This window comes from Dactylosporangium sp. CA-139114, from assembly GCF_050955725.1.
Taxonomy (GTDB): domain Bacteria; phylum Actinomycetota; class Actinomycetes; order Mycobacteriales; family Micromonosporaceae; genus Dactylosporangium.
This window is the reverse complement of record NZ_CP192080.1, coordinates 7,690,982-7,714,560: the sequence shown is the minus strand read 5'-3', so window position 1 is coordinate 7,714,560 and position 23,579 is coordinate 7,690,982. Positions and strand designations below refer to the sequence as shown.

The window sequence follows — 23,579 nt, the reverse complement described above, 5'->3', positions numbered from 1 at the left end:
TGCCCGTGTTCTGCCAGGACAAGGAGCACGGCGTGTTCGACCAACGCCCGGCCGCCCGGCCGGGTCATCGCAGTTCGGGGTCCGAGCCCACCGGTCTTCGCCGGTGGCTGGCCCGGCCACTGCTGAGTATCGGCGTCCCCGCGCTGATCGCCGCCGTCGGCGGCGTCGCGCTCACGTCCCAGGCCGCCCTCGCCGGCCAGGACGCGCCCGAGGTCACGTGCACGCTCACCGTGCCGGCCGACCCGCTGAGCGCGAAGGGCCTGGCGACCCCGTACCGCCTCGGGGCGCCCTGCCACGAGGCCGACGCCGGCTCGGCCGCCTTCGTCCAGGCCACGATCGTCGACCCGGCGACCGGCGCCATGTCGGTCTACAACCCGCTGGTCGTCGACGCCGGCGCCCGCCCCGCCGTGCCGCCGGCCCCGCCGAAGCTGCCCGCCGGCGCGGTCGTGGGCCTGTGGTTCGGCTTCAACGGCGACCAGCTGCGCCTCGCCGGCGACCAGGGCAGCCTCGCGGCCGGCCGGTGCGTCAACGGCGCGGGGGACTCGATCTTCGGCCAGTTCGCGTACTGCAACGCCCCCGCCCTGTTCACCGCGGCCCGCACCGCGATCGCCGCCGGCAGGCTCGAGGTGCCGGGGCTCGGCACCGCCGCCGACGGCCGCCCGTGCCCGTCGACGCGCGACTTCGGCCTGGTCGACATGGACCAGAGCGACAACGTCACCACCACCTACCTGGTGCTCGCCGACGGCACGACCGCGCAGAACACCGCGGCGAACCGTGCCGCCCTGGCCCGGCGCGGCGCCCGGGTCGCGGTCAACGGCAGCGACAACGCCCTGCTCGACGCGCACGTCTTCCCGGCGCTGGGGTGCACGCCGTACCGCGCGCCGGACCTCGCCGACGCCGGCGCCCCGGCCACGTCGCTCGCCCTGAACGAGCTGCAGGCCGCCGCGCACCAGGCCGCCCCGGTGGCGCTGGTGCCGACCTCGGACCCGATGACGAAGGTCGCCGGCAAGGCGAGCGTCGCCAAGACCAACCTGTACCGCGCCGGCGTCGGCCAGCCCGCCGTCGACGCCGCGGCCGAGACGCCCAAGGCCTACTGCGCCGACCTGCTGCGGGTCGGCACCGACCGCATCGAGCTCGACCGCAGCCTGACCGTCCGGGCCGCGTCGCCGGACCCGGCGGCGGCCAACAGCCTGTTTACGTTCCTGGCCCAGCGCTTCCGCGGCGCGTACGACGCGCTGGACTGCCCGCGGCTGCTGCACACGAAGAACCCGGTCGCGGTGACCACCGACGCGAAGGGCGTCGTGGTGAGCGCCCGCTTCGCCGGCCTGCCCCAGCCCTCCGCCTCCCCGCCGGCCCCCGCCACCACCCGGCCGGTCCCCGCCTCGTCGCCGGCCCGCGCCTCGTCACCGGCCCGCGCCTCGTCACCGGCCCGCGCCTCGTCACCGGCCCGCGCCTCGTCGTCGGCCCCCGCCTCCGCGCCGGTCCCCGCCACCACCCGGCCGGCGGCGGCCGCGGGGCAGCCCGAGCACGGCCGGGCGTCGGCGCCCGCGACGACCGAGCCGCCGCAGACGGCGGTCCGCACCACCGAGCCGCCGCAGACGACGGTCCAGACCACCCGGCCGCCGCAGCCGGTGCGCACGACCACGCAGGCGGCGCACCCCGTCCAGACCGCGCAGGCCGCACCGCCGGCCGCCACCCAGCCGGCGAGCACGGCGACGACGTCGGCCCCGCCGCCGGCCGCGGACGCAGCGGGCGACGACGCCCCACCGGCCGCCGACGCGGGCCTGCCGGACCTGGCCGTCGACGCGATGCGGCTGAAGGCCCCGGGCCCCAAGGCGAGCGTGACGGGCACCTCGTTCGCGAGCACCATGGTCGGCGTGGTCCTGCTCGTCGGCGGCACCATCGGCTGCACCGCGGCGATCGTGCGCGCGTACCGCCGCAACCGCGGCAAGTACTTCCCCGAGCCGGCCGCGCCGTAGACCCGCCGTGTCCCACGGCCACTACGCAGCCTGCACAGCCAGGCTCGGCGCCGTCATCACCAGGGCAACGAGCGGCCCGAGCACCGGGGAGACGACGTGATCCGCCAGTACACCTCCGCCGGGGCGATCGTCGTGACCACGGACCTGCACCGGCCCCGCACCCTCCTGCTGGACCAGGTGCGCGCCACCGGCGAACGGCAGACGGTCGCGGCGAAGGGCCGGCTGGAGCCGGGCGAGGCACCGCTGGCCGCCGCGCTGCGCGAGGTCGCCGAGGAGACCGGCCTCCGCCGCACCCGCTACGCCGGCTACCTCGGCCAGCAGGCGTACCACTTCACCGACGACGACGGCACCCCCGCCGCGAAAACCGTCGACTGGTTCCTCTTCGCCGCCGACGACACCAGCACCCTCGCCCGCCGCGAAGAAGGATTCAGCGCCGCCCGCTGGGTCGAGCTCGAAGCCGCCGGCCGCGAGGCCAGCCACGCCGGGTTCGGCGAATACCTGCACCGCGCCTCCGACATCATCGCCTGGCGGCAACACCGGCCGTCGCCGTTCAGCGCCCTGCTCGACCGGGTGATCCGGGACGTCGCCGACCGGGCCGCGGTGCTCCTCGCCGACCGGCCGGAGGCCGGCATCGGCGTGTGCGGCTCAGCCGCCCGCGGCGACTACGTCGAAGGCTGGAGCGACATCGACCTCATCGGCTGGGGCCTCCCCGCCGGTTCACCGGTCACCGCCGCGCTGACCGACATGGTCAACGAGATCGGCGCCCGCCACAGCACGAGCGTCTCGCTCCACCTCGCCGACGAGCGCGGGCACGACATCCGGTCCGCGGGGGCGGTGTACGACTTGAGACTGCCAGCCGCGCTGCGCCGTCTCGGCATCGACCTGCCCGTGATCGCCGGTGCGGCCCCCGCGATCGCCCCCGAGCCTGTCGACCTGCGCCGCGGCCTGCTCCTGCTGCACCACCTCGCCACCCACGGCGACGCCCGGTCGAGCAGCGCCCGGCGCCGGCTGTCCCTCGCGTGCAGCACGGCCCGGGCCATCGTCACCAACCACGATCCGCGCGGTTCGCTGCGCCTGCCGGACGTCGTGCGAACCCTCGACCAACGCTGGCCGGGCAGCCGGCTCGGCGCCTTACTCAACGACTACGACGCCTTCCGGCGCGCCGGCGCCGAACCGGCCAGCACCGCCGCCGACCTCGCCACCCGAGTCCCGGACGCCCTCACCGAAATGCTCGGCCTTGCCGGCTCCGGCACCGCCGCCACCACGTCACCGACCGGTTGAGCACCCGATGCCGGTCGTCTGCACCGCTACCCGGGTCCGCTCGCCGGGGGCCGGGCGTTAGGCTGACGTATGTCGATGCTCGAGACCCTGGGCGTGCTCGCGCACCGCGGCGGCCTGATCGTCGAGCACCCCGAGCTGTCCGTCGGCGTGGTCCGCGCGATCTCCCGGCCGACCGGCCTGCAGCTCGAACTGCTCGCCCGCCGCCCGATCGACCGGCGCGGCGCCCGGCAGCGCCAGGCCGACATCAGCGCCGGCCGCACCGGCCCGCCGCCGGCCCCGAGGCGCCTGCTGCCCGCGTTCGACGAGGGCATCGACCTGCGCGTGGGCTGGCTCGACGACACCGGCCGGGCCCACTGGGAGTTCGGCTCGTGGGAGGCCGGCGGCGACTACGACGGGTTCCGCCTGCGCACCCGGCTGCAGTTTCCGCCACGGTACTCGCACGTGTCCGTCGCCCTCGCCTGGCCCGAGATCGGCTTCCCCGAGACCGTCGTGGACCTCGCGCTGCCGGACCGCGCGACGGTCGAGCGCGGCAACGTGTCGATCTGGGACGCCCCGCTGGACACCGCGATCCCGCCGTCGCCGCTGCACCACCGCGCGGACGAGACGATGCTCGGCGAGCCGCGCGTCGAGGCGGGCCGGATCGTCGCCGAGCCGCGGGTCCTGCACCGCGCCGAGGACGCCGCCGTCGTCCTGACCCGGCTGACCGCCGTCGCCGGGGTGCTGTCCCTGGAGATCGTGAGCATCGCCCACGGCGAACGGGCGCGGGCCGCCACCGCCGCCGACTTCCCGCCGGGCGCGGCGCACCCGGAGACCGGCGCGTCCCTCGCGACCCTCGACGGCCACGCGGCGACCCGGGTCCGGCCCTACGCGGCGTCGTCGTCGGGCGGCGCGACGGCCTTGCAGTCGCGGGCCGAGTTCGCGGTGCCCGCACCCGCCGGCGACACCCTGACGCTGCTCGTCGCCTGGCCGGCCGCCGGGCTCGCCGGCGCCGTCGCCGCCGTGCCGGTGCACGGGGCCTGACGCGGGCCACGGCGCGGTAGCATGCCGCCGTGACGACGGAAGCCGCCCTCGCCGAGCCGGTCCTCGCCGAGCCCGGGCCGCCGCCGAGACGGTTCACCGGCGACCGGCCGGCGCTGAGCGGGCTGCTCGCGCTCTGCGCCGTGCCGATGACGATCTCGGCCCTCGTCCATCGGTACACCCGCATCCCCGACGGCGACGAGCCGCACTATCTGGTCATCAACGAGTCGCTGCGGCGCTACGGGTCGATCCACGTCAAGCGCGTCTACGACAACTGGGAGTTCAAGGCGTTCCACCCCGGCCCGCTCGACGCGCACCTGGCCGCCGCGCCGCACCAGACGCTGCCGTGGCACGGGATCGGCGGGCCGCTGCTGTGGCACGTGCCGTACCTGCTCGGCGGCCGCCTCGGCGTGCTGCTGTTCATGGTCGCGGTGTCGCTGCTGACCGTCGCGAACGTCTTCTGGCTCGTGCGCGGGCTCGGCCTCGGCCGGCCCGTCGCGTTCCTCACCGGCCTGGGCATCGGGCTCGGCTCGACCGTGCTGACCTACACCGCCAAGGCGTTCGTGGAGCCGCTGGCGGCGCTGGCGGTGCTGTACGGATTCCGCGTCCTGACGAAGGAGACACTGCGCGACCGCGATCTCGCCCTCGCCTCGGCCGCGCTCGGCACACTGCCCTGGGTGCACAGCCGCTTCATCCCGCTGGAGGTCCCGCTCGCGCTCCTGCTCGCCTGGCGAATCCGCCGCGACGGCGCCCGGCGCTGGGCCGCCCTCCTGGCACCGCTGGGCGCGCTGACCGCGGGCCTGTTCACCTACCTGTGGCTCGTCTGGCACAGCCTGAACCCGTCGATCAACCAGGCCGGCGACACGTCGCTGCTCTTCGGGGCCGACCCGGCCACCAACCTCGTCGGCGTGCTGCTGGACCAGGAGCACGGCGTGCTGTTCTCCTACCCGATCCTCCTCTTCGCGATCCCGGGCCTGATCCTGGGCTGCGCGGGCGAGCACCGCCGCCTGCACCTGCGCCTGCTCGCGATCATCGGGCCGTACTGCCTGATCCTGCTGACCTCGCCGGGCTGGTGGGGCGGCTGGGCGCCACCGGCGCGCCTGTGGGCCGCGGTGCTGCCCATGTTCGCCTTCCCGATCGCCTACGCGCTGCACCGCGCCGCCCACTGGACGAGCAGGACCTGGGCGATCGTGTGCGTGCTCGTCAGCGTCGGCCTGGACACGCTGTGCCGCTTCAGCCCGAGCAACGGCTTCTCCGCGGACTTCGGCTACCTGGTGCCGCTGCGGGTGCTGGAGGACTGGACGGGCTGGTCGCTCACGGCGCTCCTCCCGGCCTGGCAGACCCGCGACGCGGCGCCGTGGCCCTTCGCGTGGTGGGGCCTGGCCGCGCTCGCCTTCACCACGGCCGTCGTCCTCGCCGCCCGCTCGCCCGGACCGGCACCTGCCCCGGTTCGCGCGCGGGTCTCCTGACCGCCGACCGGCGGGACCGCACACGCCTCGGCGATCTCACGACCGGACCGGGGGCGGGGCGGGCTCCTCCCAGGGGACCGGGGCGTCGCACGGGGCGGGGCGGCCCGCTCGCCGGGCCGCGGCGCGCAGGCGGGTGCGGGACGTGTCCCACGCCGGCAGGCGGCCGGTGTACGCGCGCAGGCGGGAGCCGTCCGGGTCGGTGGCGTCGTAGCGCTGCCACTGGCCGGTCAGGAACAGGAAGGCCGGGACGTCGCGGCGGTCCTTCGGGGTGTGGCCGGCCGCCGTCACGATCCGGGTCGCGTCCGGGTCGCCGTGGATCGCGAGGGTGCACAGGTACTCGCGCGCCTGGGCCTTCGCCTGGTGCAGGGCCTCCGTCGCGGCGGTGCGGGCCGCGGCCGGGGCGTGCTCGTCCAGGCGCAGCAGCACGTCGACGGTTCGCCGGGCGCGGTCGGGGCGGGCGAAGGCGGTCGCGTGGCAGTACGCGTACAGCCGGCGCCCCTGCGGGTCGAATGCCGTGAACTCCTGCCACTGCCGGGTCGCCAGGAGGAAGAAGGCGGCCTCGTCGGGGTGTTCGGGGCGCAGGCCGGTGGTGACGACGGCGGCGAGGGCGGCCGGGTCCTCGTCCAGGGCGCGCTCGCACAGGGCCTCGCGCGCCGGGCCGGGCGGGAGCGAGGCCAGGACCTGGTCGCACGCGGCTCGCACGGGCGGCGGCCACGGGTGCAGCAGGGTGTCGAGCAGGCGCGGCGGGTCGATGTCGTGCGGGCGGCCGGCGAGGACGAGCAGCACCGCCCGGTGGGGCGGGCCCTCGGCGGCGGCGCGGGCCGCGTGCGGGTTGGCCAGGGCCAGGTCGACGTCGAGCGTGTCGGCGCCGTGGCGCAGGAGCGTCTCGACGAGGCCCGGGTCGTCGGTCTCGCGCAGGAAGGCGGCCAGCTCGGGGCGGGTGACGAGCTCGGCCGCGGCCGGGGCGGCGGCGACGGACAGGCCGGTCAGCAGCCGGGCGGGCGCGGCGTCGTCGGGGGCCAGGAGGAAGTCGAGCGCGGCGGGCGGCAGCGGGGACTCGGCCCAGATGGCGTGCCAGACCGGCTCCGGGTCGGCGCGCCACAGCTCCGCCAGCGTCGCCGTCGCCGCCGCGGCCCGCCGGCGGCGCGGGGACGTCATGAGCCGCAGCAGGTCCGGCACCGACGCGGCGGCCGTTCGCGGCACCATCCCGAACATGCGTAGATGGTGCCGCAACCGGCCGCCTCGGCGCAGGCCCGTTCAGCCCAGGTCGACGCTCGGGTAGAGCGGGAACGGGGCCAGCAGCTCGGTGGCCTGCTTGCTCACGCGGTCGGCGAGGGCGGGGTCGAGCTGGTACTTGGCCTTGGAGCCCTCGGCGGGGGAGGTGCCGGTGAGCACGGTGTGGATCAGCTCGGCGATCTGGTCCATCTCGGCCGTGCCCAGGCCCCGGCTGGTCAGCGCCGGGGTGCCGATGCGGATGCCGGAGGTGTACCAGGCGCCGTTCGGGTCGCTGGGGATGGCGTTGCGGTTGGTGACCACGCCGGAGTCCAGCAGGGCCTGCTCGGCCTGGCGGCCGGTGAGCCCGAACGGGTGGACGTCGATGAGCACGAGGTGGTTGTCGGTGCCGCCCGAGACCAGGTGCACGCCTCGCGACAGCAGCCCCTCGGCCAACGCGTGAGCATTGTCGACGATCTGCTGCGCGTAGGCGGCGAAGGACGGCTGCCGGGCCTCGGCGAACGCGATCGCCTTCGCGGCCATGACGTGCGACAGCGGGCCGCCCAGGACCATCGGGCAGCCGCGGTCGACCTGGTCGGCCAGCTCCGGCTGGGCCAGCACGGCGCCGCCGCGGGGGCCGCGGAGGCTCTTGTGCGTGGTCGTGGTGACGATGTGGGCGTGCGGGACCGGGTTGAAGTCGCCGGTGAAGACCTTCCCCGCGACGAGGCCGGCGAAGTGCGCCATGTCGACCATCAGCGTGGCGCCGACCTCGTCGGCGATCTCGCGCAAGGTGGCGAAGTTGACCTTCCGCGGATACGCCGAGTAACCCCCGACGATCACCAGCGGCTTGAACTCGCGGGCGGTCTCGCGCAGGGCGGCGTAGTCGATCAGGCCGGTGGCCGGGTCGACGCCGTAGCTGCGCTGGTCGAACATCTTGCCGGAGATGTTCGGCCGGAAGCCGTGGGTGAGGTGGCCGCCGGCGTCGAGGGACATGCCGAGCATCCGCTGGTTGCCGAACGCGGCCCGAAGCTGCGCCCACTCGGCGTCGGTGAGGTCGTTGACCTGCCGCTTGCCGAACGTCGCCAGGGTGGGCACCTCGACCCGGTCGGCGAGGATGGCCCAGTAGGCGACCAGGTTCGCGTCGATGCCCGAGTGCGGCTGGACGTAGGCGTAGGGGGCGTCGAACAGGGCCTTGGCGTGCTCGACGGCCACGGCCTCGACCGTGTCGACGTTCTGGCAGCCGGCGTAGAAGCGCCGGCCGATGGTGCCTTCCGCATACTTGTCCGACAGCCAGTTGCCCATGGCCAGCAGGACCGCGGGCGAGGCGTAGTTCTCGCTCGCGATCAGCTTCAGCGACTCGCGCTGGTCGGTGAGCTCCTTCGCGATCGCATCGGCGATCCGCGGCTCGACGGCGCGGACGGTCTCCAACGCGGCACGGAATGCAGTCGACTCGGCGTTCAAGAAAACTCCAATGAGCGGGGCACCGGGGCGGTCAGCTCCATCGTACCGACCGCCCCGGATCAGGGATTACGAGGAGAAGGACCAGCGCCCTGCTCACTCCGAGCCGCTCACCCCCGTTGCCGATCACCGGCCGGCGGCGGCTACTCGATCGGCTGGGCGATGTCGCAGCACAGGTCGTCGGGGCCGGCGGCCGTGAAGTCGGCGAAGTAGACCTCGCGCGGGGAGCCGAGCGGGACCGCGCCCTCCCGCTCGGTCCACGCCTGCACGGCGTCGTAGGCGGAGAGGATCTGCGGGAAGGCGACCTGGGCCTTCGTGATGCGGGTGTACGCCTCCCGGTGCGCGGGCTCGACCCGCGTCGCGGCCTCGACCGCGCCGCCGCCGGGCGCGATGGGCAGGCAGATCTCGACCGGCCCGTCGGACTCCTCGTTCACCGCGCCGTGGTAGACGATGAAGCACGGCCCCGCCATGCCGTCGCCGTGGCCGGCGGCCGCCTTCAGCAGCCGCCCGGTGCCCTCGTCGATCCACGCGGGCAGCTCCTGCACGCGGACGTGCCGCTGCTCCGTCAGGACCAGCTGCTCGGGCACGTCCCGCACCTGGATGTCGTACATCGACAGATCCCCTTCCTCGCCGAGTAACCGGATACGCAGGTGGTGCACGAGCTCGCGCCGGGCCGCGACCCGGTGCTCCTCGTCGCTCCAGAAGGCGTCGAGGAGCGCGACGGCCTCAGCCGAGTTCCCGGTCGGGTTCCCGGCCGAGTTTCCGGCCGGGTTCCGGCTCGAGGCCGCCGCCACGATCGCGGTGATGCGCGCCAGCGGCATGTCGAGCCGGCGCAGGCGCGCCACCAGCCGGGCGGTGCCGAGCTGCTCGGGGCGGTACCAGCGGTACCCCGTCCGCGCGTCGACCAGCGCCGGCACCAGGAGGCCCTGCTGCTCGTACAGCCGCAGCGCCCGCGGCGAGAGCCAGCTGCGCCGCGCGAAGACCCCGATGCTCAGCAGGTCGCTCGTGTCCACCCCGACACCATGCGCCTTGACCCGGGGTGAAGGTCAAACGCGCAGGCTCGCCGCCACCCCGTAGTGGTCGGAGAGGTACACCGAGCGGCCGTCCGGCAGCGTGATCGCGTCGTCGGTGAGGACCAGCTCGCAGGAGGCGGTGACCGGGCCGCGCAGCAGCACGTGGTCGAACGCGGGCGGGTCGGGCCACCGCGGCGTGGGCCGGTAGGTCGGGCGCTCGTCGCCGGCCATGGCGTCGCGGAGCCCGGCCGCGGCGCAGAACCGGGCGAGGGCCTCGGCGTCGCGGGGCAGGTTCAGATCGCCGGTGACCACGGCCGGTACCGACGCCGGAATCGCGGCCAGGGCACCCGCGAGCGTCGCCAGCTCCGCGCGGGCCACGGCGCTGAAGCGGTTCCCCGGCGACCAGTCGTCGTCGCGGTTGGCCGACAGGTGCGTGTTGAGCACCGCGAACGGCCCGGCCGCGGTGTGCAGGAGCGCGACCTGGGCGCCCTTGCGCATCAGCAGCTCCGGGCGCAGCGGGCGGGTGAACGGGTAACGCACGAACCGCCGCTCGGCGATGGGCCGGCGCGACAGCAGGACCAGCCCGCCCTTGACGAGGGTTCCGCCGGTGTACTGCCGGTGCGGGAACGACCGCGCCAGCCGCGCGAGCAGTCGCGCCATGCCGGGCGCCATGACCTCCTGGAGGCACACGACGTCGTAGTCCGAGCGCTCCAGCAGCGCCCCGATGGCCTCCATGCGGGGCCGCACGTCGCCCTTGAACAGCGCGTTGAAGGTGAGCAGCCGCAGTTGCACGTCACGACCCGTCGCGTGGGGCAAGGTTCACGGGCCCCACGCTAGTGTGCCGCGCCACAAGTTCGCCTTATAAATAGGTGTAGGGTGATGGGATGCCGAGGACCGGGCGTCCCACCCCGCCGCTGGTGTTGTCCGACGAGGAGCGCGCGACGTTGGTCCGCTGGTCGCGGCGGGCGAAGTCGGCGCAGGTCCTGGCGATGCGGGCGAAGATCATTCTGGCGTGCGCCGAGGGCACGTCGAACACTGATGTGGCCACGGCTTTGGGTGTGCATCTGTCCACTGTGGGCAAGTGGCGGCGGCGGTTCCTGGCCGAGCGTCTGGACGGGCTGATCGACGAGCAGCGGCCGGGCCGGCCGCCGTCGATCAGCCTGGACCGGGTGGAAGAGGTGGTGGTGGCCACCCTGGAACAGACGCCGCGCAACGCTACCCACTGGTCGCGCACGTCGATGGCGCAGCGGTCGGGGCTGTCGAAGTCCACGATCGGACGGATCTGGCGGGACTTCGGGCTGAAACCGCACCGGGCGGACACGTTCAAACTGTCGACCGACCCGCTGTTCATCGAGAAGGTCGTTGACGTGGTCGGGCTCTATCACAACCCACCGGAACGGGCGGTGGTGCTCTGCGTTGACGAGAAGTCCCAGATCCAAGCGTTGGACCGTTCGCAGCCGGTGCTGCCGATGATGCCGGGCATGCCCGAGCGGCGTACCCACGACTACGCCCGTAACGGGATCACCAGCCTGTTCGCCGCGTTCAACGTGGCTGACGGCACTGTGATCAGCCAGCTGCACCGCCAGCACCGTGCCGCCGAGTTCCAGAAGTTCCTGGTCGCGATCGACAAGACCGTGCCGGCGGAACTGGATGTGCATCTGATCTGCGACAACTACGGCACCCATAAGACCCCGGCCATCCGGGCCTGGCTGGCCCGCCACCCCCGCTTCCACATGCACTTCACCCCGACCGGCTCGTCCTGGATCAACCAGGTCGAACGCTGGTTCGGGTTCCTCAGCGAGCAGAAGATCCGCCGCGGCGTCCACAAGAGCGTCCAAGCCCTGGAAGCGGACATCCGGGCGTGGATCGCTGACTGGAACAGCAACCCACGCCCGTTCATCTGGACCAAGACCGCCGAGGAGATCCTGGAGTCACTCGCTCGATTTTGTAGGCGAATTTCTGACGCAGGACACTAGCGGCCCGGCGGCTACGGTACGCCCACGACCTTGCCGGGATTGAAGAGGTTCAGCGGGTCCAGGGTGCGCTTCACGGCCTCCTGCATCGCGAGCACCGCGGGCGAAAGCTCCTGCCGCATCCCGCCGCGCTTGAGCAGCCCGACGCCGTGCTCGCCGGTGACCGTACCGCCGAGCGAGATCGCCGCCGAGAGGATGTCCTCGAACGCCGCCTGGGCCGCGGCCCGCGCCGCGTCGTCGCCGGTCGGGGCCAGGATCAGCGGGTGCAGGTTGCCGTCGCCGGCGTGCGCGATCGTGGCGATCGTGGTGCCGTGCCGGGCCGCGATCCGCTCGATCGACGTCAGCATCTGCGGCACCCGCGACCGCGGCACGCACACGTCCTCGGTGAGCACCGGGCCGAGCCGCTCCAGCGCCGGATACGCCAGCCGGCGCGCCGAGAACAGCGCCTCCGCCTCGAACTCGTCCGTCGACTGCTCCGCCCACTGCGCCCCGGCGTCGCGGAACACCCCCGCGACCGCCCCGGCCTCCTCGTCGCCGGCCCGCCCCGGCGTGTCGATCTGGGCGAGCAGCAGCGCCGCCGCGTCGGCCGCGATGCCGAGGTGCTTCCACTCCTCGACGGCCCGCAGACAGGTGCGGTCCAGCAGCTCCAGCGCGGCCGGGAGCAGCCCCGCCCGCGTGACGGCCGCGACCGCCGCGCCCGCGGCGACGACCGAGTCGAACGCGCCGACCACGGTGCGCGGCGCCTCCCGGCGGGCCGGGCGCAGGCGCAGGGTGACCTCGGTGATGACGCCGAAGGTGCCCTCGGAGCCGGTGAAGAGCCCGGCGAGGTCGTAGCCGCTGACGCCCTTGGTCGTGCGCCGCCCGAGCCGCACGACGGTGCCGTAGTCCCCGGCCGGCCCGCCCACGACGGCCTCCAGCCCCAGCACGTAGTCGCGGGTCACGCCGTACTTGAGGCAGCACAGCCCGCCCGCGTTGGTCGACACGTTCCCGCCGATCGTGGACCACGGGGCGCTGGCGGGGTCGGGCGGGTACCACAGCCCGTGCTCGGCCACCGCCCGCTTGAGGTCGTCGTTGACCACGCCGGGCTGCACGACCGCGACCATGTTCTCGGCGTCGATCTCCACGACGCGGTTCATCTTCGACAGGTCCAGGATCAGCCCGCCGTCCACCGCGTTGGCCCCGCCCGACAGGCCGGTCCCGGCGCCGCGGGGCACGATCGGGACCCCGCGCTCGGCGCAGGCGGCGACGATCCGGCTCACGTCGGCGGTGCTGCGGGGGCGGACGGCCGCGACCGCCTTCCCCGCGGGCGCCCACTCGGCGTCGTCGCGCGAGAGGCTGGCGAGCACATCCGGGTCCTCGATCACGTCGAGGCCGCCGAGCAGGTCTTTCATCCCAGGAACTCCAAGATCGCGGCGTTGGTGGCGTCGGGCTGGTCGAGGTTGGCGGCGTGACCGCAGTCCTCCAGCGTCACGACCGACGCGAGGGGGTTGGCGGCCGCGGCGGCGCTCGCGTGCTCGCAGGGCCAGAGCTGGCTGTCGCGGCCCGCGATGAACAGGCTCGGGACCTCCATGCGCGCGATGACGTCGCGCCAGTCCTGCTCGGCGTGGCTCTGCAGCAGCGCCCGGCGCTCGGGCGTGCGCGGGTCGGCGAACGCGGGCAGGCCCCCGAGCGCCTCGGCGACCTTCGCGATCCCGGCGGTGCGCGGCTCGCGCCGGCCGCGCCCGGTGTCGGGGATGCCGGCGGCGAAGAACGTGCCCACGTTCGCCGTCGTGAGGCCGTAGAAGCCGTGCTCCCAGCCGTCGCCGTTGATCATCCGGGGCGTCTGGTCGATCGTCACCACGGCGCCGACGCGGTCGGGGCCGAAGAGGTCGTAGCAGGCCCAGATCGCGCTCGCGCCCTGCGACCCGCCGACGAGCACAGCGTCGTCGAGGTCCAGCGTGACCAGCAGCTCGTGCAGGTCGGCGCCGTGGCGGGACAACCGCTGGCCGTGCGCGGGGGACTCCGAGCGGCCGTGCGAGCGCCGGTCGAAGCCGACGGTGCGCAACCCGGCCGCGGCCAGGGCGCGCCGCTGCAGCTCCCAGCTCTGCAGGGGCGCGCAGAATCCGGCGACCAGCACCACCGGCCGCCCGGTCCCCTCGTCCTCGTAGTGCAGGCGGACCCCGTCGGTGGTGGTGAAGGTCGGCATGATCCCGAATCTACAGACGTCCGGCGCGAAGCGACCGGGGGGCGGACGATGGACGATCTTGCGCCGGCCGGGGCTTCGCCGCCGGGGGCTTCGCCGCCGGGGACCTCGCCGCGACGCGGGCCACCGGCGCCGGCTGTCGCGTCCATCGCTAGTGGGCGGTGAAGCCGCCGTCGACCGGCAGCGTCACGCCCGTGATGTAGGCGCCGGCGTCGGAGACGAGCAGCAGCAGGGCCCCGGCCACGTCCTGCTCCCGGGCGAGGCGGCCCAGGGGCGTGCGGGCCTCGTACCGCCGCACGAACGATGCCGGCTGCGTGCCGTCGGCGAGGCCGCCCGGCGCCAGGCAGTTGACCCGGATGCCGTGCGGGCCCAGCTGGCACGCCAGGTGGCGGGTCAGGCCCGACATGCCCGCCTTGTCGTAGGCGTAGAACAGCGGCATGGTCATCGCGGTGCCCTCGTACAGGCCGAAGTCGGGCCCCGTGATGCCGTAGATCGAGCCGATGTTCAGGATCGCGCCGCCCGAGCCGCGCTCGACCATCCGCCGGGCCACGGCCTGGGTCGCCAGGAACAGGCCGCGGGAGTTCGCGGCCGAGGTCGCGTCCCAGTCGGCGGCGGTGGTGCCGAAGAGGTCGCCGCCCTGCCGGTGCACGGCGTTGTTCACGAGGACGTCGGCGTCGACGCCGCCGAGGCCGGCGATCGACTCCGGGTCGGTGAGGTCGAGCGCCAGGCCGGAGGCGGCGAGCCCGTCGGCCCGCAGCGCCGCGGCGGCCGCGTCGGCCCGGTCCCGGTCGCGCGAGGTGACCACGACGTGCGCGCCGGCCTCGGCCAGGGTGCGGGCGATCGGGGTGCCGTAGAGGCCGGTGCCCCCGGTGACGACCGCCGTGCGCCCGGCCATCGAGAACGCGTCCAAGACGGTCATGCCACCTCCTCGCTTCGCTCGTCGGCGGCCTGACCGCCGAGCTGCGTTTCCTGATGCCCGGCCCCTCCGCTTCGCTCCGGACCGGTCATGCCACCTCCTCGCTTCGCTCGTCGGCGGCCTGACCGCCGAGCTGCGTTTCCTGATGCCCGGCCCCTCCGCTTCGCTCCGGACCGGTCATGCCACCTCCTCGCTTCGCTCGTCGGCGGCCTGACCGCCGAGCTGCGTTTCCTGATGCCCGGCCCCTCCGCTTCGCTCCGGACCGGTCATGCCACCTCCTCGCTTCGCTCGTCGGCGGCCTGACCGCCGAGCTGCGTTTCCTGATGCCCGGCCCCTCCGCTTCGCTCCGGACCGGTCATGCGAGCAGCTCCTCCAGATCGGCGGCGCCGTGCGGCAGGGGGCCGGGGCCGGCCAGCGACGACAGGGCGTGCACGTCCTTCCAGCCGGCGCCGGTGGCCACGAGCACGACCCGCGCCCCGGCGGGCAGGCGGCCCGCGTCGGCGTCGTCGAGGAGCCCGGCGAGGGCGGTCGCCCCGGCCGGCTCGACCGACACGCCGAGGCGGACCAGGCGGGCGTGCGCGGCCGCGACCCGCTCGTCGGTGACCTCGGTGAGGTGCCCGCCGGAGCCGGCGACGGCGGCCGGCACGTCGTCGTCGAAGAGGGTGGCGACCTGCAGGCCGGAGATGCCGGTGGTGCTCGGCTCGGCGAGGACGCCGGGGCCGCCGGCGAGGGCGTCGCGGACCGTCGGGCAGCCGCTTGGCTGGACGGCGACCAGCCGCGGCACCGCGCCGCCGAGGTCGCGGTAGCCGCGCCACAGGGAGGCGTAGAGGCCGCCCCCGCCGATCGGCGCGTAGACGTGCGTGGCGTCCGGCGCCTGCTCGGCCAGCTCGTAGGCGATGGTGCGGGCGCCGTACATGATCTCCGGGGCGTACCGGCCGCCGGTCAGCAGCGCCAGCCACCCGTGGCGCCCGGCGGCGGCCCGCACCTGCTCCGCCACCCGCAGCGTGGTGTGGGGGTCGTGGCCGAGGCCGTCGGTGAGGTGCACCCGCGCCCCGGCGGAGCGGATCTGCACCAGCTTCTCGGGCGGGGCGGTGGCCAGGGCGAGCAGGACGACCGGCCGGCCGGCCCGGGCCCCGTAGGCGGCCGCGGCCGCGCCCCCGTTGCCCGACGAGGTGCCGACGACGCCGCGCAGCGACCGCTCCCGCACCAGCGACAGGGCGACGGCGGCGATGCGGTCCTTGAACGAGCCGGTCGGGTTGAGGTGCTCGGCCTTCACGTGCACCGTGACGCCGGCCGGCAGGCCGAGCGCGTCGGTGACGTCGAGCAGCGGGGTGCCGCCCTCGCCGAGGCTCACCGCGTGGCGCGGGTCGGCCAGGGGAAGCCGGTCGGCGAAGCGCCAGATGCCGGGCGGGATCACGCGACGACCCGGGCCGGGGCCGTGGTGCGCGGCAGTGTCGTCACGTCGACCGGGCAGACGCCGGGCGTGGCGACCTCGATCGCGTGGGCCGCGTCGGGGAACGCCGAGCGCCACGCGACCGCGCCCTTGGCGACGATGACCGCCACCGTGGCCGGGTCGATGCCGACCGACGTGAGGTGCTCGCGGTGAAACGGCGGGGTCGCGCGCTCGGTGACGACGATGCGCAGGCCGCCGGTGCGCAGCACGACCGTCGTGCCCATCTGGAACGTCTGGCCGGTCATCCACGACCCGGCCGTCGTGTAGGCGCCGTCGGTGACGCCGACGATCCGCGCGGTCAGCTCCACGGGGCTGCCGTGCCGGGCGTCCGCCTTCGCCCCCAGCGCCGTGGTGATCGTCCCGCCCACGCCGACGCCGGCCGCGGCCCGCGCGACCTCGGCGTCGGCGATCACGACCACCGCGTCCGGGGCGCCCTGGGCGAGCAGCTCGGCCAGCAGGGCCGTGCCGTCGCCGGGGCTCCCGCCGCCGATGTTGTCGGCCACGTCGGCGAGCACGACCGGTCCCGGCGTCGCGAGCGCCTCGCGCACGGCGGCCCCGACGCCGGGGCGTCGCACGGTGAAGTCCTGCGCCTCGACGTCGGCGACCGTCTCGTTGGCGACCCGGGCGGCCGCGGCGGCGAGGTGCGCGTCGGCGACGACGAGCACCCCGATGCCGGCCCGCTCCACGTCGCTGTACGCGAACCCGGGCGTCAGGCAGATCCGGGCGCACCCGGCCGCCGCGGCCCGCGCGCGGGCGCGTTCGAGCAGCCCCCGCATCGGCTCGGCGTCGGTGGACTGGGCCAGCGGGCAGGTGAGCAGCGGCGCCTTGGCCAGGGTCGTGCGCAGCGCCCGGCCGCCCAGGACCTCGGCCAGCAGGGTGGCCGCCTCCCGCCCGCGCTCCCACATGTCGACGTGCGGGTACGTGTCGTAGGCGAGCACGACCTGGCACGCGCCGACGAACTCGGGGGAGGGGTTGGCGTGCAGGTCGAGCACGGCGGCGACGGGCACGTCGCCGACGATCGCGCGGACGCGCCGCAGCAGCAGCGCCTCCACGTCCGGGGTGCCCTCGGCGACCATCGCCCCGTGCAGGTTCAGCAGCACCCCGGCGAAGGGCGCGTCGGCGGCGTCGGCGGCGAGCGCGGCGGTGAGCCGGTCCAGCAGCGTGGCGAGGGTCGCGGCCGGGGCGGGGCCGCAGGGCCAGGCGCCGGCGGAGTAGACCGGCACCGGGTCGAGCTCGGTCGCGGCCAGGAAGCCGCTGATGACGGAGCGGTCGCCGTGGTGGTGGCGGCGCACGTCCTCGCCGTCGACGAGCTCGAAGGCCTCGAACGCGGCCAGGTCGGCCGGGTTGGGCCCGTACGTGTTGGTCTCGTGCCACAGCCCCAGCACCGCGACCCGGGGCGGGGTCATCCGGCCTCGTTGCGCAGGGCGCGCTCGAAGCGGGCCAGGGCGTCGGCGAGCTCCGGCTCGCCGTGGGCGGCGGAGACGTACCAGATGCCGCGCCCGGCGACCCAGATCCCGTGCTCGGCGAGGACCTTGCCGAAGCGGGTGTACCGCGCCAGGTCCAGCGACTGCAGCGAGGCGTGGTCGACCACGGTGGTGTCCGGCCGGTCCCCGGCCCGGAAGGAGACGTGGAACGCGGCCGGGAGCCCCTGGACGTGCAGCGGCACGCCGTGGCGCTCGCCGATCGCGCGCAGCCCGGTCATGAGCGCGGTGCCGTGCTCCTCGACGGTGACGTACGGCGTGCCCCGCCCCAGCACGTCCATGGTCGCCGACACCGCGGCCGCGGCCATGACGGAGGCGTTGAAGGTGCCCGAGTGGTTGACCCGGCCGTCGCCGAACAGCTCCAGCAGCTCCCGGCGCCCGGCGATGGCCGCGACCGGCCAGCCGCCGGCCACCGCCTTGCCGTAGATGGCGAGGTCCGGGGTGACGCCGAAGCGCTGGGCGGCGCCGCCGAAGGCGAGCCGGAAGCCGGTGACGACCTCGTCGAAGATGAGCACGGCGCCGTGCTCGGTGCACAGCTCCCGCAGCCGCTGCAGGAAGCCGGGCCGCGGCGCGATCGCCCCGCTGTTGCACATCATCGGCTCGAGGATGACCGCGGCGATCTGGCCCGGGTGCGCCTCGAACCTCGCCCGCAGCGCCTCGGCGTCGTTGAACGGGGTGACGACCCAGTCGGCGAGATACTGCGGGGGCTGGCCGAGCGAGCCGGGGCCGGACCCGTCCGGGCCGTGCGCCATGAGCACCGTGTCGAGCCAGCCGTGGTACTGCCCGGCGAACCCGATCACCTTCCGGCGCCCGGTCGCGGCGCGGGCCAGCCGCAGCGCGCCCTGCACCGCCTCGGTGCCGGAGACGCCGAGGCGCGCCATGTCGGCCCAGCCCACGGCGGCGAGGAGCTTCTCGACCGCCTCGACCTCCAGGGCGTGCTGGGCGCCGTAGACCATGCCGCGCGTGACGGCCTCGGCCACGGCCGCGTTGACCTCGGGGTGCGCGTGGCCCAGGAAGGCGGGTCCCTGGCCGAGCAGGTAGTCGACGTACTCCTTGCCGCCGACGTCCCACAGCCGCGGGCCGTTGCCGCGCGCGAAGAAGGTCTGGGCGGTGGGGAGCCGGACGTTGGAGTTCACCCCGCCGGGCAGGACGGCCGCGGCGCGCTTGGCGAGGTCGGCGCTCATCGCGCGTCCTCGCCGGCGGGCGGGATCCACAGCACGGCGTCGACCTCGATGTCGAAGCCGGGCAGGGCGACGGGGACGGTGGTGCGGGCCGGCAGCGGGGCGCTGAGGCGCTCGGCGCAGATCGCGTTCCACTCGGCGAAATGGTCCAGGGTGCTCAGGAAGCAGCCGAGCCGCACGGTGTGGGCGAGGCTGGTGCCGGCGGCCTCGGCGAGGGCGGCGATGTGGTCGAGCACGGTGCCGGCCTGGTCGCGGAAGGCGGGGCCGGCCATGGTCCCGTCGGGCCGGAACGGCCCCTGTCCGGAGACGAACAGCAGGTCGCCCACGCGCACCGCGGGGCTGTAGGGCCCGGCCACGGGACCGATGGCGGGACTTGTCACGGGCGTTGGGTACCGCACGAACACCACCGTTTCACTAGCTGCAATTGATGTTCCGTTTCGACACCCTGCCGCCCCGCCCCGCCTCCCGTCAACCCCTCGGCCCGCGAAAGATGATCTCGTCTCGTGGGTCCCGCCTGGCGCTTCGCGGCTCGCCGCCGCCGGTCGCCGCCCCGGCGCGCGGCCGGCCGGGCGTCAGCGGGGCACGGCGCGGGCCGCGTCGGCCAGGGCGGTCATCTGCTTCCTGAGCAGGTGCGCGATGCGCTGGGCGTCCTCCGAGGCGAACCGCGAGGCGGGCGCGCTGAGGCTCAGCGCCGCCGGCACCGCGAGGCCGTCGACCGGCACCGCGACGCAGCGGCCGTCGGGCTGGTTCTCGCAGTCGTCGAGGCCCCAGCCCCGCTCCGCGGTGAGCTTGACCTCGTTGAGGAACACGTCGATCGACGTGATCGTGTCGGCGGTGAACACGGGCATGCCGGTCTGCTCCAGGATGGCGCGCAGCCGTGTTTCCGGGATCTGCCCGGCCATCACCTTGCCCGTCGCGGTCGAGTGCAGGCAGGCCCGCTCGCCCCGGCTGGCCGCCAGGCGCACCCGTCGCTCGCTCTCGACCACCTCGACGTGCACGACCTCGATGCCGTCGAGCACCGCGAAGTTCATCGTCTCCTCGAACCGGTCCCGCAGCTTGACCAGGGGTGGCAGGACCGCGTCGCGCAGGGCGGCGAGGTAGTCGAAGCGCTGCGGCCGGAACGCCAGGCCGAGCCGGTAGCCGCCGTCGTCGAGGTCGCGCTCGACGTAGCTGCGGGCCTCCAGCGCGGAGAGGTACCGCAGCGTGGAGCTCTTCGGCAGCGACACCGCCTCCGCCAGCGCGGCCAGTGACATCCCCGTCGCCGGCTGTTGCTGCAGGGCGTCGAGCAGGTCGCACACCCGGTCGACGGCGCGGATCGAGTACGCCGCCCCGCCGCCCTGGCCTGCGGCGTCGTCGTCTTGCATGGCTTGCCTCCCCTGTTGACGGTCCGCTCATTGTGCGCTGCCCATCGTGTACCAAGCCTGTTTCGAGCATTGACATGATCCACGCGGACGACTAGAAGGTATACCACGTGCTAGAACGACAGTTTCATTCTCTTCGCTACATTGCCGGCGCGGAAGGGAGCCCCCAGTGCCCGAGGTCGTCCCGCCCCTAATCACTCCGCTCACGGCCGCCGGTGCGCCGGACCTGCCGTCCCTGGACCGGCTCGTCCGCCACGTGGTCGCCGAGGGCGCCGACGGCGTGCTCGTGCTCGGCTCCACCGGCGAGGGCGGCCACCTGCTGCCGGCCGAGCAGGAGGCCGTCGTGGCCACCGCCGCCGCGACGGGGCACGAGGTCATGGCCGGTGTCCCGGCCCTCAACACCCGCCAGGCCGCGCAGCTGGCCGCGCGGTTCGCCGCCGCGGGCGCGCACACCCTGCTGGTCCCGCCGCCGTCGATGTTCCCGCTCGCCCCGGCCGAGCTGGCGGCCCACTTCGCCACCGTGGCCGAGGCGGGCGGACGTCCGGTGATCGCCTACCACGTGCCCTCGCGCGTCCCGAGCCCCGTCGGCCCCGCCCTGCTGGCGGACCTGGTCGCGAAGGGCGTCCTGGCCGGCGTCAAGGACAGCTCGGGCGACCTCGGCGGCCATCGGGCGGCGGTCCTGGCGGTCGGCCGCGACACGCCGGGCGTCCGGCTGCTCACCGGCTCCGAGACCTGCGTCGACGCCGCGCTCCAGCTCGGCTTCACCGGCGCCGTGCCCGGACTCGCGAACGTGTTCACCGCCCTGCACCGGGCGCTGGCCGACGCCGCCGGGCGGGGCGAGTGGGCCGAGGCACGCCGGCGGCAGGACCGGCTGGCGTACCTGCACCGCATCTACGAGGGCCCGCACGGCGAGGCCTCCTTCACCGCCGGCGCGATCGGCGCGCTCAAGACGGCCCTGGTCGAGCTCGGCGTGATCGAGACCGCGACCCTGAGCGCACCCTTCGTCCAGGTGGGCGCGGAGGCGGCCGGGCACGTCCGCGCCGTGCTGCGCGAGGCCCGCGAGGAGCCGCGGTGAGCTGGCCGGCCCCGGTCCGGCTCACGCCGCGGGTCACCCTCGTCGGCAGCGGCACCCTCGGCTTCGGGCTCACCGACGCGCACGACTCGCACGTGTACCTCCTCGACGGCGGCACCGACGCGGTGCTGCTCGACGCCGGCTGCGGGCTGGCCGCCGACCGGATCGCGGCGAACGTGCGGGCCGTGCTGGGCGCGCGGCCGGTGTCGCGCATCCTGCTCACCCACGCCCACGCCGACCACGCCGGCGGGGCCGCCGAGCTGGCCCGGCTGCTCGGCGCGACCGTGCATGCGCTCGCCCCGGCCGCGGCCATCGTCGCGGCCGCCGACGAGGACGCCTCCGGCCTGCGCACCGCCCGGCGGGCCGGGGTCTACCCGCCCCACCTGCACCCGCCCGCGGTCCCGGTCCACCCGCTGGACGCTCCCCGGCTCGGCGTCGGGGCGCTCACCGTCGAGGTGCACCCGACGCCCGGGCACGCCGCCGGCCACGCCTGCTTCTCCTACCGCGACGCGGGCGCCCGGGCGCTGTTCAGCGGCGACCTGGTGTTCGCCCGGGGCCGGGTCGCCGTCCTGGCCACGCCCGACACCGACCTCGGCGAGCTCGCCGCGAGCCTGCGGGCCGTGCGGGACCTGGCCGCGGACGTGCTCCTGCCCGGCCACGGCGCCCCGGTGCTGCGCGACGCCCACACCCACCTGGACGCGGCGGTCGGGCACCTCGACCGGGGTGCGCTCCCGCCGGGGCTGCTGCCGTGAGCGCCCTGGCCGGCAAGGTCGCGCTCGTCACGGGCGGGGCGACGGGCATCGGGGCCGGGATCGTCGCGCGGCTGGCCGACGACGGGGCGCAGGTCGTGCTCGGCGCGCTGGACCAGGCCGGGGCCGAGGACGCGGCGCGGCGGCTGGCGGCCGACGGGCGCACGATCCATCCGGCCGGGGCCGACCTCGCCACGGCGCAAGGGTGCCGGGCGCTCATCGACGCGGCGCTGCGGTACCGGGGCCGGATCGACATCCTCGTCAACAACGCCGGGATCACCGGCCCCGCCGCCTCCGCACCGTTCGAGGAATACGGCGACGACCGGCTCGACGCCGTCATCGACGTCAACCTCAAGGCGCCCTTCCGGTGTGCCCGTGACGCGGTACCGCACATGCCCCCCGGCTCCGTGATCGTCAACATCACCAGCGTGGCGGCGTACGCCGCGCAGGCCGACGCCTCCGCCTACGTCGCGGCGAAGGCGGGCCTGGCCGGGCTCACCCGCGCGCTGGGCTTCGAGCTGGCCGGGCGCGGCATCCGGGCCGTGCACGTCGCGCCCGGCGACATCGTGGTGCGCCCCGGCGGCCCGGCCCCCGGCGACGGCCCGTTCGACCGGCGCACCCCGCTCGGGCGCCGCGGCGACCCGGCCGACATCGCCGCCGCCGTCGCCTGGCTGTGCACCCCGGAGGCGTCCTACGTCACCGGCACCGGGCTGGTCGTCGACGGCGGCTGGACGGCCTACTGATGCGGAGGACGACACGATGCTCATCGGCGTGAGCGGGCTCGGATCGATCGGCCGGCAGCACCTCGCGGCCTTCGCGCAGCTGCCCGGGGTCCGGCTCGTCGCGTTCGACCCCGATCCCGGCCGGCGCGCCGCGGCCGAGGCGCACCCGGCGGTCGAGCGCGCCGTGGCCGGCTACGCGGACCTGCTCGACGCCGGCCCGGCCGCGGTGGTCATCGCCGGCCCCGACCACGTCCACGTGCCGCAGCTGCGCGCCGCCGCCGACGCGGGCGCGGCGCTGCTGGTCGAGAAGCCGGTCGCGGCCACCCTCGCCGAGGCCCGGGACGCGGCCGAGCACGTCGGGCGGGCCGGGACGGCCGCGCTGGTGGGGTACGTGCTGCGCCACCGGCTCGTCGTCCAGCGCACCCGGGAGCTGCTGGCCGCCGGCGAGGTCGGCGAGCCCGTCGCGGTCCACGTCATGCTGGGCGCCTACGGCACCATCGAGGCCGCCGTGGACCGGTTCGCCACCCCCGAGCCCGACCGCCTCTATCGCGACTACTCCCACGAGTGGGACTACCTGCGCTGGTGCTTCGGCCCGATCACGCGCGCCTTCGCGGCGGCGCGCACGGTCGAGGCGGTGCCGCACGTCGAGCGCCCGAACTGCGTCGACGGGCTGCTGGAGTTCGCCTCGGGCCTGCGCGCCACGTTCCACCTCGACTACCTCGAGCCCGTCGGCACCCGGACCGTGCAGGTGCTCGGCACCGGCGGCGGCCTGCTCGCCGACTTCGGCCGCGGCACCATCACCACCCGGACCACCACCCGGACCACAACTCAGACGGGGACCCGCACCGAGCTGCACGAGCTGCCCGAGCCGCCGGCCGCCGCGCTCGGCCGCCAGGCCGCCCATCTCGTCGCCGTCGCGCGGGGCGAGGCCGAGCCCGTGGTGACCCTCGCCGACGGCGTCGCCGCGCTCGCCGCGTCCGAGGCCGTCCGCGCGGCCGTTGCGACCCAGCGGTGGCACCAGCTGTCGTTGCCGGATTGAAACGCGCGTGCCGCATGACTC

General features: G+C 75.3%; 21 protein-coding genes. 9 read left to right on the top strand and 12 right to left on the bottom strand.

What is annotated here, in order from left to right:
• Positions 1-32: 32 nt before the first annotated feature.
• The 4 genes from ACQP2P_RS34400 to ACQP2P_RS34385 all read left to right on the top strand — a co-directional run bounded on the left by ACQP2P_RS34400 (position 33) and on the right by ACQP2P_RS34385 (position 5,746).
• Entirely contained in the window at positions 33-1,979 is a 1,947-nt protein-coding gene (locus tag ACQP2P_RS34400; protein WP_433608045.1) for a hypothetical protein, read from the top strand.
• 96 nt (positions 1,980-2,075) lie between these two features.
• Positions 2,076-3,260, top strand: a complete 1,185-nt coding sequence (locus tag ACQP2P_RS34395; RefSeq protein ID WP_433608043.1) for an NUDIX domain-containing protein — start codon at positions 2,076-2,078, stop codon at positions 3,258-3,260.
• A 75-nt stretch (positions 3,261-3,335) separates the two neighbouring features.
• Positions 3,336-4,280: a hypothetical protein gene (locus ACQP2P_RS34390; protein ID WP_433608041.1), complete on the top strand. Its 945-nt coding sequence runs from the start codon at positions 3,336-3,338 to the stop codon at positions 4,278-4,280.
• Positions 4,281-4,309: 29 nt separating this feature from the next.
• The gene (locus ACQP2P_RS34385; protein ID WP_433608039.1) at positions 4,310-5,746 is read left to right on the top strand and encodes a hypothetical protein; all 1,437 of its coding nucleotides are present in this window, start codon (positions 4,310-4,312) and stop codon (positions 5,744-5,746) included.
• 36 nt (positions 5,747-5,782) lie between these two features.
• Here the strand turns inward: ACQP2P_RS34385 and ACQP2P_RS34380 are convergent, their stop codons facing one another.
• The 4 genes from ACQP2P_RS34380 to ACQP2P_RS34365 all read right to left on the bottom strand — a co-directional run bounded on the left by ACQP2P_RS34380 (position 5,783) and on the right by ACQP2P_RS34365 (position 10,221).
• Entirely contained in the window at positions 5,783-6,961 is a 1,179-nt protein-coding gene (locus ACQP2P_RS34380; protein WP_433608037.1) for a hypothetical protein, read from the bottom strand.
• Positions 6,962-7,003: 42 nt separating this feature from the next.
• Complete coding sequence (locus ACQP2P_RS34375; protein WP_433619371.1) at positions 7,004-8,431, bottom strand: glycine hydroxymethyltransferase; 1,428 nt, start codon at positions 8,429-8,431, stop codon at positions 7,004-7,006.
• 128 nt (positions 8,432-8,559) lie between these two features.
• Positions 8,560-9,429 carry a MerR family transcriptional regulator gene (locus ACQP2P_RS34370; RefSeq protein WP_433608035.1) on the bottom strand — a complete coding sequence of 290 codons (870 nt, stop codon included), beginning with the start codon at positions 9,427-9,429 and terminating at the stop codon, positions 8,560-8,562.
• A gap of 33 nt (positions 9,430-9,462) precedes the next feature.
• Entirely contained in the window at positions 9,463-10,221 is a 759-nt protein-coding gene (locus ACQP2P_RS34365) for an endonuclease/exonuclease/phosphatase family protein (RefSeq protein WP_433608033.1), read from the bottom strand.
• 92 nt (positions 10,222-10,313) lie between these two features.
• On the opposite strand from ACQP2P_RS34365, the gene ACQP2P_RS34360 reads away from it, so the two are divergent.
• Entirely contained in the window at positions 10,314-11,405 is a 1,092-nt protein-coding gene (locus ACQP2P_RS34360; RefSeq protein WP_433608031.1) for an IS630 family transposase, read from the top strand.
• Between the two features lie 11 nt (positions 11,406-11,416).
• Here the strand turns inward: ACQP2P_RS34360 and ACQP2P_RS34355 are convergent, their stop codons facing one another.
• The 8 genes from ACQP2P_RS34355 to ACQP2P_RS34320 form a co-directional block, all read right to left on the bottom strand.
• Positions 11,417-12,793: an FAD-binding oxidoreductase gene (locus ACQP2P_RS34355; protein ID WP_433608029.1), complete on the bottom strand. Its 1,377-nt coding sequence runs from the start codon at positions 12,791-12,793 to the stop codon at positions 11,417-11,419.
• The gene (locus ACQP2P_RS34350) at positions 12,790-13,587 is read right to left on the bottom strand and encodes an alpha/beta fold hydrolase (protein ID WP_433608027.1); all 798 of its coding nucleotides are present in this window, start codon (positions 13,585-13,587) and stop codon (positions 12,790-12,792) included. The genes ACQP2P_RS34355 and ACQP2P_RS34350 overlap by 4 nt, the downstream gene beginning before the upstream one ends.
• Positions 13,588-13,735: 148 nt before the next feature.
• Positions 13,736-14,503, bottom strand: a complete 768-nt coding sequence (locus tag ACQP2P_RS34345; protein ID WP_433608025.1) for an SDR family oxidoreductase — start codon at positions 14,501-14,503, stop codon at positions 13,736-13,738.
• A gap of 352 nt (positions 14,504-14,855) precedes the next feature.
• On the bottom strand, positions 14,856-15,917 hold the full coding sequence (locus tag ACQP2P_RS34340; protein WP_433608023.1) for a pyridoxal-phosphate dependent enzyme: 1,062 nt from the start codon (positions 15,915-15,917) through the stop codon (positions 14,856-14,858).
• On the bottom strand, positions 15,914-17,359 hold the full coding sequence (locus ACQP2P_RS34335) for a M81 family metallopeptidase (protein WP_433608021.1): 1,446 nt from the start codon (positions 17,357-17,359) through the stop codon (positions 15,914-15,916). Before ACQP2P_RS34335 ends, ACQP2P_RS34340 begins: the two co-directional genes overlap by 4 nt.
• The gene (locus ACQP2P_RS34330) at positions 17,356-18,618 is read right to left on the bottom strand and encodes an aspartate aminotransferase family protein (protein ID WP_433608019.1); all 1,263 of its coding nucleotides are present in this window, start codon (positions 18,616-18,618) and stop codon (positions 17,356-17,358) included. Before ACQP2P_RS34330 ends, ACQP2P_RS34335 begins: the two co-directional genes overlap by 4 nt.
• Entirely contained in the window at positions 18,615-18,995 is a 381-nt protein-coding gene (locus tag ACQP2P_RS34325) for a RidA family protein (RefSeq protein ID WP_433608017.1), read from the bottom strand. The genes ACQP2P_RS34330 and ACQP2P_RS34325 overlap by 4 nt, the downstream gene beginning before the upstream one ends.
• A gap of 192 nt (positions 18,996-19,187) precedes the next feature.
• Positions 19,188-19,979, bottom strand: coding sequence for an IclR family transcriptional regulator (locus ACQP2P_RS34320; protein ID WP_433608015.1), 792 nt, complete (start codon positions 19,977-19,979; stop codon positions 19,188-19,190).
• Positions 19,980-20,145: 166 nt separating this feature from the next.
• On the opposite strand from ACQP2P_RS34320, the gene ACQP2P_RS34315 reads away from it, so the two are divergent.
• From ACQP2P_RS34315 to ACQP2P_RS34300, 4 genes are read left to right on the top strand one after another with little or no spacing between them, the layout of a single operon-like run.
• Complete coding sequence (locus ACQP2P_RS34315; protein WP_433608013.1) at positions 20,146-21,051, top strand: dihydrodipicolinate synthase family protein; 906 nt, start codon at positions 20,146-20,148, stop codon at positions 21,049-21,051.
• Positions 21,048-21,800 carry an MBL fold metallo-hydrolase gene (locus ACQP2P_RS34310; protein ID WP_433608011.1) on the top strand — a complete coding sequence of 251 codons (753 nt, stop codon included), beginning with the start codon at positions 21,048-21,050 and terminating at the stop codon, positions 21,798-21,800. The genes ACQP2P_RS34315 and ACQP2P_RS34310 overlap by 4 nt, the downstream gene beginning before the upstream one ends.
• The gene (locus ACQP2P_RS34305) at positions 21,797-22,540 is read left to right on the top strand and encodes an SDR family NAD(P)-dependent oxidoreductase (protein WP_433608009.1); all 744 of its coding nucleotides are present in this window, start codon (positions 21,797-21,799) and stop codon (positions 22,538-22,540) included. The genes ACQP2P_RS34310 and ACQP2P_RS34305 overlap by 4 nt, the downstream gene beginning before the upstream one ends.
• Before the next feature lie 28 nt (positions 22,541-22,568).
• Positions 22,569-23,558, top strand: coding sequence for a Gfo/Idh/MocA family protein (locus ACQP2P_RS34300; RefSeq protein WP_433608007.1), 990 nt, complete (start codon positions 22,569-22,571; stop codon positions 23,556-23,558).
• Positions 23,559-23,579: the final 21 nt, after the last annotated feature.